This is a genomic window from Porcincola intestinalis (assembly GCF_009696445.1).
Taxonomy (GTDB): Bacteria; Bacillota; Clostridia; order Lachnospirales; family Lachnospiraceae; genus Porcincola; species Porcincola intestinalis.
Window position 1 is genome coordinate 13,116 of record NZ_VULZ01000011.1, and the last position, 13,410, is coordinate 26,525.

General features: G+C 54.4%; 10 protein-coding genes. 2 read left to right on the top strand and 8 right to left on the bottom strand.

Going from position 1 to position 13,410, the window contains the following annotated elements:
• Positions 1–34: 34 nt before the first annotated feature.
• The 7 genes from FYJ35_RS10165 to FYJ35_RS10195 form a co-directional block, all read right to left on the bottom strand.
• Complete coding sequence (locus FYJ35_RS10165) at positions 35–1,180, bottom strand: CobW family GTP-binding protein (RefSeq protein WP_154526173.1); 1,146 nt, start codon at positions 1,178–1,180, stop codon at positions 35–37.
• A 258-nt stretch (positions 1,181–1,438) separates the two neighbouring features.
• The gene (locus tag FYJ35_RS10170; RefSeq protein WP_154526175.1) at positions 1,439–2,197 is read right to left on the bottom strand and encodes an amino acid ABC transporter ATP-binding protein; all 759 of its coding nucleotides are present in this window, start codon (positions 2,195–2,197) and stop codon (positions 1,439–1,441) included.
• An 18-nt stretch (positions 2,198–2,215) separates the two neighbouring features.
• Entirely contained in the window at positions 2,216–2,869 is a 654-nt protein-coding gene (locus FYJ35_RS10175; RefSeq protein ID WP_154526177.1) for an amino acid ABC transporter permease, read from the bottom strand.
• Positions 2,870–3,114: 245 nt separating this feature from the next.
• A complete protein-coding gene (locus tag FYJ35_RS10180; RefSeq protein ID WP_154526349.1) occupies positions 3,115–4,014 on the bottom strand; it encodes an amino acid ABC transporter substrate-binding protein in 900 nt (299 codons plus the stop codon).
• A 261-nt stretch (positions 4,015–4,275) separates the two neighbouring features.
• Positions 4,276–6,321, bottom strand: coding sequence for an ABC transporter ATP-binding protein (locus tag FYJ35_RS10185; protein WP_154526179.1), 2,046 nt, complete (start codon positions 6,319–6,321; stop codon positions 4,276–4,278).
• A complete protein-coding gene (locus FYJ35_RS10190; protein WP_154526181.1) occupies positions 6,311–8,659 on the bottom strand; it encodes an ABC transporter ATP-binding protein in 2,349 nt (782 codons plus the stop codon). The genes FYJ35_RS10185 and FYJ35_RS10190 overlap by 11 nt, the downstream gene beginning before the upstream one ends.
• Before the next feature lie 18 nt (positions 8,660–8,677).
• On the bottom strand, positions 8,678–9,556 hold the full coding sequence (locus FYJ35_RS10195) for an alpha/beta hydrolase (RefSeq protein ID WP_205839803.1): 879 nt from the start codon (positions 9,554–9,556) through the stop codon (positions 8,678–8,680).
• A gap of 241 nt (positions 9,557–9,797) precedes the next feature.
• Here FYJ35_RS10195 and FYJ35_RS10200 point away from each other — a divergent pair, with 241 nt between their 5' ends.
• Positions 9,798–10,343, top strand: coding sequence for a TetR/AcrR family transcriptional regulator (locus FYJ35_RS10200; protein ID WP_154526185.1), 546 nt, complete (start codon positions 9,798–9,800; stop codon positions 10,341–10,343).
• A 45-nt stretch (positions 10,344–10,388) separates the two neighbouring features.
• Here FYJ35_RS10200 and FYJ35_RS10205 read toward each other — a convergent pair whose 3' ends face one another.
• Entirely contained in the window at positions 10,389–12,164 is a 1,776-nt protein-coding gene (locus FYJ35_RS10205; RefSeq protein WP_154526187.1) for a tellurite resistance TerB C-terminal domain-containing protein, read from the bottom strand.
• Between the two features lie 296 nt (positions 12,165–12,460).
• On the opposite strand from FYJ35_RS10205, the gene modA reads away from it, so the two are divergent.
• Entirely contained in the window at positions 12,461–13,366 is a 906-nt protein-coding gene (gene modA, locus FYJ35_RS10210) for a molybdate ABC transporter substrate-binding protein (protein ID WP_235906534.1), read from the top strand.
• The last annotated feature ends 44 nt before the right edge of the window (positions 13,367–13,410 follow it).

Consider the following 13,410-nt stretch of genomic DNA (forward strand, 5'->3'; position numbering starts at 1 on the left):
GATTTGTGTCCTGCTGCTCCTTCACAGGGTGTCCTCAGACGCCGAACAGCTCCGCAATTTTCTCTTCATTCAGCTTCGACCCGATGACGCACAGACGGCCTGTATAGTCTGCGGCACCGTCGCGGACCTCGCTCTCCTCCGGTACCATGTCAAAGTTGATCCAGGTGCCATCCGCTCTCGGAACCATGCCCTTTGCGCGGAGAATGATGCCATAGCTGTTCTCATCGGACTCTGACAAGGTCTTCAGAATCCTGCGGATCTCATCATCCGTATACTTCTTCGCTGTCTCTCTGCCCCAGCTCGTGAAGACCTCGTCCGCGTCATGACCGTGGTGATGATGGTGGTGATGGCCGCAGCATGTTCCGTCATGATCATGGCCGTCGTGGTCATGGTGATGCTCATGATCATGGCCGCAGCACTCATCATCATGATCATGATCGTCGTGATCATGGTGATGCTCATGATCATGGCCGTCGTGGTCATGGTGGTGCTCATGATCATGGCCGCAGCACTCATCATCGTCTTCTTCATCTTCATCCGGATGAGCTGCCTTGTACTCCGCCATCAGCTGGTCCGCAAGGGAGACAGACTTCTCCATCGCGTCATGGATGGTCTTCCCTGAGAGCTGATCCCACGGTGTGGTGATGATGGTGGCGTCCGGGTTCTTTCCGCGGATCATCTCGATCGCCTCATCAAGCTTCTTCTGATCGACAAACTGAGTTCTGGAAAGGATGATCGTCCCGGCGCTTTCAATCTGGTTGTTGTAGAACTCGCCGAAGTTCTTCATATACATACGGACCTTCTTCACATCCGCAACGGTGACCAGAGAGCCGATCTCGAGACTGCACTCCTCCGCTTCCTTCTCGATAGCCCGGCGGACATCCGAAAGCTTGCCGACCCCGGACGGTTCGATCAGAATATGATCCGGATGGTACTCCTCCACAACCTTCTTCAGCGCTCTTCCGAAATCACCGACCAGCGAGCAGCAGATGCAGCCCGAATTCATCTCCGTGATCTCGATGCCGGCGTCCTTCAGGAACCCGCCATCGATACCAATCTCACCAAATTCATTTTCAATCAGGACAACCTTCTGTCCCGCAAACACTTCCTTGATCAGCTTCTTGATCAGCGTGGTCTTGCCTGCGCCGAGAAATCCTGAAATGATGTCAATCTTTGCCATGCTTTTCCTCTTTTCTTCAACCTGCGCCATGATACCTCTGCCCTGCTTCGGGCACGGCGCTCGTTCATACAGAATAATTGTGCTCAATCAAACGGCATTATAGTACATCCTCACGAAGGTTGCAAGGGGCAGACTGTCACGGTTGCCGTCATCTCGTACTCCGCATTCGATGATGAGCGGTCGTCTTCATAAAAAAGCGCCTGCGGTCTTTTCTGCCGCAGGCGCTGTGCCCGGTCTGATATCCATGTCACTACTGTTTCAGTGCCTGAGTTTTCCAAGGAAGGCCTGCATCCTCGCGTTGTCTGTGTTGAAAACAGACTCGGCGCTGCCCTCCACCTCCACGATGCCTTTGTCCATGAACATGACGTGATCTGAAATTTCACGCGCGAAGTTCATCTCGTGTGTGACGATCACCATCGCGATGTGCAGGTCCGCCAGGGACTTGATCACCTTCAGCACCTCCCCGGTCAGCTCGGGGTCAAGCGCGGAGGTCGGCTCGTCAAAGTAGAGGATCTTCGGGTTCAGCGCCAGTGCGCGTGCGATGGCGACACGCTGGCACTGACCGCCGGAGAGCTGACACGGATAGGCGTCAGCCTTGTCCGAAAGCCCCATTTTCGCGAGGAGCTCCTTCGCCTCTGCATAGACCTCGTCTCTGTCACGCTTCTGATTGTGTATCGGCGCATCTGTAATGTTCTTGATGACAGAGAAATGCGGGAACAGATTGAAATTCTGAAATACAAGTCCGAAACAGGAGCGTACCTTCTTCAGCTCCGCCTTCTTCGGATAGTGCAGCCCGCCATGTCCGTCCGCCCAGGCTGCCCGCTCGCCCATGTACCAGATCTCGCCGGAGTCGATGGTCTCCAGCATGGCTGCGCAGCGCAGCATCGTCGACTTGCCGGATCCGGAGGGCCCGATGATGGAGAGGACCTCTCCCTCATCCACGCGAAGGGAGATATCCTTGATCACCTCGAGATCTCCGAAGGATTTCCGGATGTTTTTCATTTCCAGAAGTGCCATGCTCTTCTCCTTTCCGCCTTATGCCGAATAGTAATTCATCGCTTTCTCAATGCGCTCCATCGCAAAGGCGACAATGGCATTGAACACATAGTAGAACAGTGCTGCCGCGAGGAACGGCATAAAGGAAGTCTCCTTCGCAGCGATCTGCTTCGCGATGGTAAACATCTCTGCATAGGCCAGCGAGAAGGAGAGGGACGTGTCCTTGATCAGTGTGATTACTTCGTTCGTAATCGCCGGAAGGATCCGTTTGATAACCTGGGGAAAAATGATCCGCAGGAAGGTTCCTGACTTTGAGTAGCCGAGCAGTCTGGCCGCCTCGTACTGGCCGGCCGGCATGGAGCCGATTCCAGAGCGGTAGATTTCGGCAAAGTATGCAGCATAGTTCACCGCGAATGCGATAATGATTGCCGAGAATCTCCAGTTTTTTCCCAGCTTTGCCCCGAACAGGTAATAAGGCCCGAAATAAACGGCGAGCAGCTGCAGCATCAGCGGCGTTCCGCGCATAATCGAAATATACACGCGCATGATTGTCCGGAGAATGCCGCTTTTGCTCATGCGGCACAGCGCTACAAGAAGCCCCAGCGGCAGCGAAAACAGAAGCGTCAGGAAAAAGATTCCCATCGACTTCAGCATCCCCTGCCCGAGCTGCATCATCATGACCTGAAAACTCATATATCCTCCTGCTGAACACAAGAACTGACGCAGAGAAGCGGCCGCAGCCGTTTTTCTGCGTCAGATGCTGTCCATATTTCCGCTTCCGCCTGTCCGGCTCTCTCATGCGGGTGCCTGGCTGAGACCTGTCTGCCGTCAGGCAGCAGCACTGCTGTGCTCTTCCCGGGCGCTCGTCCGCTGCACCATCATCCCTCAGACTCCGGTCTGCGCTCCCAGTCTCTTCGTTCGAACCCCCTAAAGCTCCCTCAGGCCTCGGTCTCGGCCTCGGTTGAAGCCTCCGTGGAAGCCTCGCCAAAGCTCTCCCTGAGGCAAAGCATGGTCGGATCGACACCCTGCCCTGCATATTTCTTCGCAATCTTGTCGAAGGTTCCATTATCCAGCAGCGTCTTGAGATCCTTGTTGACCGTATCGCACAGTGCGGTGTTCCCCTTCTTGAATCCGACCGCATACTGTTCTGCGTTCAGATACTCATCCAGGATCTTGTATCCGTCCCGCCCGTTGATCTGATACTGCGCGACTCCGATGTCGATGGCGACTGCATCGAGAGAGCCTGCCATCAGCTCTGTGAAGGCTGTATTGTAATCCGCGAACTGCTGGAGGTCACCGAAGGTCTCCGCCAGGTCTGCCTGATCCCCATCCTTGCTGAGCAATGCCAGCGCTGCTGAATCCGCCTGAACACCGACCGTCTTGCCAGCGAGGTCAGCCAGCGAATTGATGCCGGAATCATCTGCTGTCACAATGACCTGGCTGTTATTGACATACGGTACAGAGAATGTATAGGAATCCTCCCTCCCGTTCATCGTGAAGCCGTTCCAGATGCAGTCGATGTTGCCGGAATTGAGCTCCATGTCCTTGGAGTCCCAGTCGATCGGTGTCTTGACCAGCTCCCAGCCTTCCAGGTCACAGACCGCCTGTGCCAGTTCCAGGTCAAAGCCCGTGTAATCGCCATTGTCATCCATATATCCGTACGGCGGATACTCGGCGTCAAAGCCGACGACAAACTTGCCCTCTGTCGCCAGTCCGTCCGCGTTCGCAGCCGCCTCCGTTCCGGAAACTGCCTCTGTCTCCCCCGCATATGCCATTGTGAAAGACATCGAAACCGCCATCGCTGCACTCAGTACACCTGCCAGAACCCTTTTCTTCATCATCGTCACTCCTCCTGATGCCCTGCATCCTGTATTTGATTCCGTCTCAATCATTCCCGACATCCCCTGCATGCTGTCATGTATGGTGCCGCGCGATTGATTCCGAAATCGCTTTATTGCTTTACCATGCTAAAGTACCATGGACGTGATGGTAACACGAAAACGGCAGGGCTGTCAAGCAGAAGTTCCGCACCCGGAACCTGCCTGCGCCCTGCCATCATTTTCCTGCTGTCAGTTTTGGTTATGCACGCCCCACGTCTGTTACGCCTCCGCAGCCTGCGCAAACTGGGAGTTGTAGAGATCCGCATAGAATCCCTGTTTTGCGAGGAGCTCTTCATGGGTCCCCTGCTCGACGATGTCTCCGTGATTCAGGACAAGGATCAGATCCGCATTGCGGATGGTCGACAGCCTGTGCGCGATCACAAAGCTTGTCCTGCCCTTCATCAGACGATCCATGGCGCTCTGAATCAGCTGCTCTGTACGAGTATCGACGGAGGAGGTCGCCTCGTCCAGAATCAGTACACTGCGGTCTGCAAGCATCGCCCGCGCAATGGTGAGAAGCTGTTTCTGTCCCTGGGACACATTTGTCGCGTCCTCATTCAACACCAGATCGTAACCACCCGGAAGGGTGCGGATAAAGTGATCAACGTAGGCAGCCTTTGCAGCCGCTTCGACCTCCTCGTCGGTCGCATTCAGTCTGCCATAGCGGATGTTCTCCCGAATTGTTCCGGAGAACAGCCATGTATCCTGCAGTACCATGGCAAAATGCGCCCTCAGCTCATGCCGGTCAAAGCGCCGGATATCCCTGCCGTCCAGGCTGATGGAACCGCTGTTGACATCGTAGAAACGCATCAGGAGCTTGACAATGGTCGTCTTGCCGGCGCCCGTCGGCCCGACAATCGCAATCTTCTGCCCGGGCTCTACATGGGCCGTGAAATCATGGATGATGATCTGATCCGGATTGTACCCGAAGCGGACATGGTCGAAATCCACTTTCCCTGAGACCCTCCCCGGCAGGACTGCCTGCTCCGCGCGCTCATTTCTTCCGGCCGTCTGTCCCTCCGCGCCCTGCACGCTGGTCTGACTCGTATTTTCAACGGATTCGTTTTCCTGTGCTTCTGCAGCATTCTGACCAGCAGGAAGCTGGGTTTCCTCCTCCTCATCCAGAAACTCGAACACACGCTCCGCCGCAGCCGTCATCGACTGCACCTGGTTCAACACCTGCGCCATCTGTGCCAGCGGCTGTTTGATGTTCCCGACATACTGGATGAACGCCTGGATATCTCCGACCCCGATCACACCGCGGATGGAGAGCATCCCGCCCGAGATCGCGACCCCTGCGTACCCAAGGTAGCTGATGAAATTCATGACCGGCATCATGACACCGGATATGCACTGCGACTTCCACGCTGAATCATAGAGATCATTGTTTGTCTTCCCGAATTCACTCAGGACGACATTCTCCCGGTTGAAGGCCTTGATGACCAGCTGTCCGGAGAAATCCTCCTCAATCTGCCCGTTGATCATGCCGAGCGATTCCTGCTGCCGCATAAAATACTTCTGCGATTTCTTCACGATGAAGGCAACCAGCACACCGGACACCGGAATCACGACCACCGCAATCAGGGTCATCACCGGAGATATGGTAAGCATCATCACAACGACGCCCACAAGGGTCGCGATGGAGGTAATAATCATCGTGATGCTCTGGTTCAGACCTGTCCCGAGCGTATCGACATCGTTTGTGATTCGCGAGAGGACGTCGCCGTACGGGCGGCTCTCAAAATACTTCATCGGCATCCGGTCGATCTTCTCGGCTATCTCCCGGCGCATCCGGTAGGCGACCTTCTGGCTGACCGTCGTCATGATCCAGCCCTGGACCAGACTGAAGACAGCTGATGCCAGATAAAGGCCGAGTGTCCAGAGCAGAATCCGTCCAATCTTTCCGAAATCGATCCCGCCAGTCCCCTGGACCTTCCGCATCAGCCCCTGCGCCAGCTCCGTTGTCGCATGTCCCATGATCTTCGGGCCGAATACATTGAACACCGTCGAGGCAGCGGCAAAGATCATGACTGCAAAGACAGCCGCCTTGTACCGTCCCATATAACGCAGCAGCTTACCGAATGAGCCCCTGAAGTCCTTTGGCTTTTCAACCACCTGGTTTCTGCCAGGTCCGTGCTTGGGCGCTGAAGCGCGCTGCCTCTTCCGGAATTCCTCCAGCTGCTGCTCCTTTGCGCGCTTTGCTGCCTCCTCCTCAGAGCCCCTTCCGAATCCGGAGGGCTTGTTCTTTCTATATTTATTCTGCATGGCGCGTTTCCTCCAGTTCCTTCTGCGAAAGCTGAGACGCCGCGATCTGCCGGTAGACCTCGCATGTATCAAGCAGCTGCGTGTGCGTCCCGCAGCCGACCAGTCTTCCCTCATCGAGCACCAGAATCTGGTCCGCGCTCAGAATGGTGCTGACCCGCTGCGCGACAATGATCTTTGTCGCGTCCTTCTCCTCCTCAGAGAGCTTCGCCCGCAGCCTCGCGTCTGTCTTCATGTCAAGTGCCGAAAAACTGTCGTCGAAAACCAGCACCAGCGGATTCTTCGCAATCGCCCTCGCAATCGAAAGCCGCTGTTTCTGACCGCCTGACACATTGCCACCGCCCTGGGAAATGAAGCTGTTGTACTGATCCTCCTTCTCCATGATGAAATCATCTGCCTGTGCGATCTGAGCCGCGCGCTTTACCGCCTCATCCGGCGCGTCCGGTTTTCCGAACCGGATATTGGAGGCAACCGTCCCGGAGAACAAGGTTCCCTTCTGCGGCACAAACCCGATTTCCGCCCGCAGATCATGGAGATCCCGTTTCCGTATATCCACTCCGTCCACCGTGATCGAGCCCTCTGTGACATCGTAGAATCTCGGAATCAGATTCACCAGCGTACTCTTGCCGGAACCTGTGCTTCCGATGATGGCTGTCGTCTCGCCCGGTCTTGCCGTGAATGAAATATCATGAAGGGCATCCATTTCCGCACCGGGATAGCGGAAGTTCACATGATCGAACCTTACAACCCCTTTCTTTTCCTGCGGGATCTCCTCATGCTCCGGATTCTCAATTGAGGACTTTGTGGAGGTCACCTCATGAATCCGCTCCGCCGCGACGCCTGCACGCGGCAGGATGATCGACATCGCCGTCAGAATCATGAACGAGGAAATGATGATCATCGCATAGGTGATGAAGGAGGTCATCGCGCCGACCTGGAGCGTCCCGGCATCGACGCGGTGCGCAGCCACCCAGGTGATCAGAACACCGAGCCCGCTCATGATGAACATCATCGACGGCATCATGAAGGTCATAACGCGGTTCGTGAAGAGCTGTGTGCGCATCAGATCGGTGTTGGCATCGTCAAAACGCTCCTCCTCTGTCTTCTCCCTTCCGAATGCCCGAACCACCATCAGTCCGGTCAGGATCTCTCTGGAAACCAGATTCAGCCGGTCCACCAGCTTCTGCATACTCTTGAACTTCGGCATCGCCAGCACGACAAGCGTGAGGATGATACCCACAATCACTGCGATCCCCAGCAGAATCACCCAGCTCATGTTGGCATGGGACTGATAGACCTTCACGATTCCCCAGACTGCCAGCACCGGCGCATAGAGCACCATCCGGAGCATCATCGTCGTGACCATCTGGACCTGCTGGACATCATTGGTCGCCCTGGTGATCAGGGAGGAGGTCTGAAAATGATCCATCTCTGCGTTCGAGTACCCGATGACATTCCCGAAAACCTTCAGGCGAAGGTCTCTCCCGACAGCAGCGCCAACCCTGGACGCGACAAATGATACAGCCACGGCGGCCGCTCCCATCAGGAGTGCCATCAGAATCATCCGCCCGCCGCTGAGCCACAGATACTGCCTTTGTATCTTGTCGATATCGGTCCCGGCGGCCTTGTCCGCCTCCGCGGCATACCGGATCGCCATCGCGCGCATGGTCTGGGAGCCCGTCTGACTGATGGTGTCCGTGATCTGCTTCTTCATCTGGCTGAGGCTGTCTTCGCTCATCCGGCCGCTGTCAATCATCTTCTGAATTGCCGGTCTTACATCGACATATGTAGATGCATTTCCCTTTTCATCCTCTGCCTCGAAGGTGGTGATATCCAGGCCATATGCATCGGCGATCTCCTTCACTGACATTGAATCCAGACGGTCTGCCTGCTTCTTTGCAGCATCCAGAAGCGCGCCCTTCAGCTTCTGTGACTGAAGAGCGTTCTCTGCCTGGGTCTTCATCATCGTGCGGAACGATTCCTCCGACATATGCCCGAGCTGGTAAGCCATCACCAGCGGTGTCAGGAGGTCTCCATCCAGCTCCTTCAGCTTCTCTCTACTGAGGTTCTGAAGGGAATAGTGATCCCCGTCTTTCTCATAGGCATCCGTCCATACCCGTTTCTGCGCATCGTCCATGAAGATCTGCGCCGCCTCAAACTCTCCTGCCGTGATGCTGGACGGTGTGATGTGCTCAAGTCCTTTGTTCTGAATGCCCACATCGATGATGTTCTGCGTGTACTGCGGCATGGACATCTCGCAGAAGCCCTGGACAACCAAAAGCACAGCGAGCAGCAGTACAGAACGCCAGTACTGCTTCAGATTTTCAAATATGTATCTCATTCCGTTTCCCTCTTCAGATTAAAAACAATGTTTTTTCAGGAAGTCAGTCAATCTCAGAAACGCTTTCTGGGCAGTGGGATCTGTTCTCTCTTCAGCGACAAAGCAATGCGGCATCTTTTTTCCCTCTTCCTTCAGCGGATCAACGAGTTCATTCACCACCCCCGCCTTCTCAAGCGCATCGTGCATTTCATTCATATCGGTCCTATATTCGCTTCCAAGCAGGAATGAAGGTGGATAGGTGCCTGTCACATGCAGAATGTTGTTATAACGCGATTTATCCTCTTTCGAAAGAAACGTGGTTCCTTTGACATAGTTTCCGATCAGCAGCCTGCATGCAAAAGAAAACGTATCATAATCCAGCGGCGCATCATCAATTACAACAGCCTTCACCTGATCTGTAGACAGGGATGGCGTAACGCCGATAAGATCCGCATAATCACTGTTCGTGATCACGCTTCCCATCTGGGATGCCATGATTGCGCCAGCAGAGGATCCCATGATTATAACATGCTCCATGTCCAGATGATATTCATCCGCATGCTCCTTCGCCCATGCAAATGCCTGACTTGCCTGAATGAGCGGAACCGGAAAATGGTAATCCGGCACCAGCGCATAGTCGACATTGACGATTGTATAGCCCGCCGCGCACAGATCGTCCAGCAATGCGGTCGCCTCAGTAGCAGCCATCGGATCGCCCATATCCTTACTGCCGCCGAAGAAACCGCCGCCATGAAAATAAAACAGTGTCGGATGCTTCTCTTTGACATCCTCCGAAGGATAAGTGATGTCCAGAAAACTGTTCGGATATTCGGTACCATACTCGCGGTCTGTTATCTTGTAAAGTCCAGATTCTGTCGTTCCTTCAGATGGTTCATGCAAAGGTGCATACGTATTCACAGGATTCTTCTGATACATCAGCTTCTGAATCCCACCTACCGCAAGCTGAGGATGAATGGCTACGGCTAGTATCCCTGCACCCGCAGTTGCAGCAACTATGCTCACAATTATGCCTATGATTCTTAACAAACGATGTTTTCTCATAATATTCCTTGCCTTTCCTTTTCGGAAACTTTATCATAAGAAAATATTTGAGACAAGTGTCTCAAATATAATGGGACAGAAAGGTACGAAATGACTCATGCAGAATGACTTTAATAAGGTATATTATGTTGAACAGCAGCTTGCAGAAACCCTGATTGAATTACTGAAAAGCATGTCTTTGGATGAAATATCCGTTCGGGAGCTCTGTGTCAGGGCGGGTGTCGGACGCGCTTCCTTCTATCGCCATTTTCAGAGTAAAGAAGAAATTCTGGAGCGGCATGCACAATTTCTGATCAAGGAATGGGCAAAAGAATTAGAATCAGATCCCGGCGCAAAACCATGGAACGTATTCGAAAGCCTGTTCAACCACATAAAGAAACACCAGACTTTTTATGAAGTACTTCATAAAACTGGAAGAGATGCCATTTTACGGGTATCTCTCCGCGAGAAAATCGGATTAACAGGGAAACTCCCCAATGACGATGCTTATCAAAAAGTATTCTTTGCGGACGGAATCAGTGGATGGATTGAGGAATGGATTGAAAGAGGTATGCAGGAGACACCGGATGAATTGAATGAATTGCTATGTCATTATTTTAATGAAGTCTTATCCCATCTCGGCAAGGTATTCATACCTGCCTAGCTTACATGGTGCAGAAACTCATACAGGAATATTCTGCCAATGCTTTTATTGCGGCAGAAGTAACCTGAGATCATCGAGATAGTCCTCGATCAGTGAGAGCGTTCCGTCCTCCTCCGTCACAGCCGAGTCTCCGATTTCTTCAAACAGTTTTTCATTGATGGAATCTGCGACGACAGCCGGATACAGATGGTGCGCTCTGATATACGATGCAGGATTCTCTCCTGTAAAGAGAATGCGCAGAATATCAGTCTCCTCCGCAGAGAGCCCGAAGTCTGCCTGCTCTGACACGCGGCACTGCTGCGGTGCTGCAACGGCAGACTCGGATGGCCGGGTGGCTTCATCAGCCGTGTTGTCAGCGGGCTGATGCGCCTGAGAGGCCTGCGCCGGCACTGCGTCAGCGGAGCCAGGCTGCCGGGCGGATGTCTGTGCTGAACCGGCCGTGTTGTCGGCGGGCTGATGCGCCTGAGAGGCCTGCGCCGGCACTGCGTCAGCGGAGCCAGGCTGCCGGGCGGATGTCTGTACAGATTCAGCCTGTCGGGGCCGGGGAGACGGAAAGGCTGCGGCCAAATCTGTTTCATCCTCGATGCCATCAAGAAGCTGATCTCTCGTATAATCTGCATCAGAGCGGATTGCGCTGAGCTTCCCCAGATCGAGCCGGATCTCCTGCCGGGCAGCCTTCGCCTGCTCCTTCGCCCGATCTCTGAGATACTCCTGAACCGTCCGTTCCACCAGCTTCCTCAGTTTCTCATCCAGCGTCCCCGGTTTCAGGTTCCGATACCTGGCTGTCGCTCTCATCTGCCGCTCCGTTTCTCTGCAGACCTCTCCCAGTGTTTTCTGAAGAAGTCTGCTCCCGAACAACCTTGGGAAATACTGCGTGATGGTCCAGTTTCCCCGCCGGCACCAGTAGACCAGAAGCGGATCCACAAGAAAGATGCGGTCCTTTTTTCGGTCCGCCGCCACATTTTCCCCGGATCTGACCCGGCTCAGCAGCCAGGGTCTCGTCTCACTCTTCCCGGCCAGCTCGTCCGCGAGTGCACGTCCATGTTCTGACTGGTACATATCCGCCCAGGTGCGGTAGACGCGCACGAGTACCGCCTTCATATCCTCCTCGTGTGCCCGGAAAAACGCCGACTTGCTCCCCCTGTATCTGCCAAATTCGGATATGGACTCATAGAGCTGGTCCGTTTCCGCTTCCTGGTACAGCATCAGCGCAAGGATCCGCTCATCCTCCGCGATTTCCTTCTCAAAAACCTCTGCAACATATGATCTTGGAAGATCTGCCGTGATGACATAGTATTGCAGAGCTGTCCGGATGCTGTCCGGGTCGAAAACCGACTCCCCGTTCCAGCCAGAGTCTGCGTCCCCCATGCTTTTCAGGACCTGGAATCCATCCTCCGCTGATTCCTTCCTGTCCGGACTCAGTATCTCACGCATCCGCCTGCGGCAGGCATTCACTGTCTCCAGGTACGACCGCTCCTGTTTCCCGCGTTCCTGGAGCCTGCGCTGCAACTCCGGCGCTCTGCCTGCCAGGATCATGCGCCGCAGTTCCTCGTCTTTTCCTCCCCAGATCTGTCCGCTGCTCTGCGCTGCGTGTTCACGCACAGGCCGGATCTGTCTCCCGCTGTCCCCCTCAGGATACCGCTGGCGAAGACTTTCGCGGTTCCTGTCCGGAATCGGTACATCTCTGTAGATTGGATTGTCTTCGCTCTGCATTCTGTCTGCATCCTCCCTTTCTCTCCGCGCACCAGAGCAATCCGGACTCCAGCTTCGACACTTCGTGGCAAATGCTCTCCCGCTGGCTGCCTGATCTCTGATCCGCATGTATGAGCCCTCTGCATCGCCTGACCGGTCGTCTTGCCGTCAGCCCCTCTGATCTGCATAATTTCCAGCTATTGTATCATATCCCGGCAAGCCCCGGATCTGCAGGGATACGTTCTGATTGTATGCCTCCCGTCGTCACTCTGCACGAATGGCAGGGACCTGCCTCCTCCCATACCGCCCGCTGATCCCGCAATCGTCCGTCTTGCAAAATGGGGACACATTCTCTATAATGAACGCATCGTTATATTTTTTAAAGAATAACGCATGGTACGACATTTCAGAGAGGAGGTTTCACGATGCGCAAACGTTGGAGAATGGCTTTCGGATCGGTTCTGCTCTGCACGGCACTTGCTTCCGGCTTTGTACTGTCAGCCGCGGCAGGGGAGACAGAAGAATCTGAGAAGGGTGGGCACCGAACCGAACAGACGGAGCTGACCGTGTTTGCGGCAGCTTCCATGACAGAGACGCTCACGAAGCTGGCAGAGACGTATGAACAGAAACATCCGGAAATCGCCATTTCCTTCAACTTTGATTCCTCGGGAACACTTGAAACACAGATTCTGGAAGGCTCGGACTGCGATCTCTTTCTGTCCGCCGCTCTGAAGCAGATGAATGAGCTGGACAAGGATGCCGCACCTGATACGAATCCGGACGGGAACGATGAGCTTCTGGCCGGCACACGTGTCGACTTGCTGGAAAACAAGGTTGCCCTTGCCGTTCCGGACGGAAATCCGAAGAACATCCGGAGTTTTGATGACCTGGCGGATGACCTGAAGAAGGGCTCAGTCCTGCTTGCGATGGGAAACAGCGATGTGCCCGTCGGGCAGTACACGCAGAAGATTCTCGCATACTACGGGCTCTCGGAGGATCAGCTTACATCAGATGGCTGCATCACATACGGGTCGAATGTCAAGGAAGTTACCGTTCAGGTCTCCGAGGCCTCGGTCGACTGTGGTATCATATATCAGACAGACGCCTTCAGCGCAAAGCTGACCGTAGTCGATACGGCCTCAGCTGATATGTGCGGACAGGTCATCTATCCGGCGGCTGTTTTGAAGAACAGTGCCCATCCGGATGAAGCAAAGGCTTTCCTTGCGTACCTGCAGACACCGGAGGCACAACAAGTTTTTGAGGAAGTCGGCTTTACACCAATCGTGAAAGAACCGGAAACCGAGAGCCTTTCAGAAGAGACAGAAGCCTGACCCGCTGCCAGATGGTCTTTATTCCCAATGCCGGCTGCACAGCG

Coding starts and splice junctions, on each gene's coding strand:
- FYJ35_RS10190 (WP_154526181.1), bottom strand. CDS start 8,659: ATGAGATACATATTTGAAAATCTGAAGCAGTACTGGCGTTCTGTACTG.
- FYJ35_RS10165 (WP_154526173.1), bottom strand. CDS start 1,180: ATGGCAAAGATTGACATCATTTCAGGATTTCTCGGCGCAGGCAAGACC.
- FYJ35_RS10170 (WP_154526175.1), bottom strand. CDS start 2,197: ATGGCACTTCTGGAAATGAAAAACATCCGGAAATCCTTCGGAGATCTC.
- FYJ35_RS10200 (WP_154526185.1), top strand. CDS start 9,798: ATGCAGAATGACTTTAATAAGGTATATTATGTTGAACAGCAGCTTGCA.
- FYJ35_RS10205 (WP_154526187.1), bottom strand. CDS start 12,164: ATGCGGATCAGAGATCAGGCAGCCAGCGGGAGAGCATTTGCCACGAAG.
- FYJ35_RS10180 (WP_154526349.1), bottom strand. CDS start 4,014: ATGAAGAAAAGGGTTCTGGCAGGTGTACTGAGTGCAGCGATGGCGGTT.
- modA (WP_235906534.1), top strand. CDS start 12,461: ATGCGCAAACGTTGGAGAATGGCTTTCGGATCGGTTCTGCTCTGCACG.
- FYJ35_RS10185 (WP_154526179.1), bottom strand. CDS start 6,321: ATGCAGAATAAATATAGAAAGAACAAGCCCTCCGGATTCGGAAGGGGC.
- FYJ35_RS10175 (WP_154526177.1), bottom strand. CDS start 2,869: ATGAGTTTTCAGGTCATGATGATGCAGCTCGGGCAGGGGATGCTGAAG.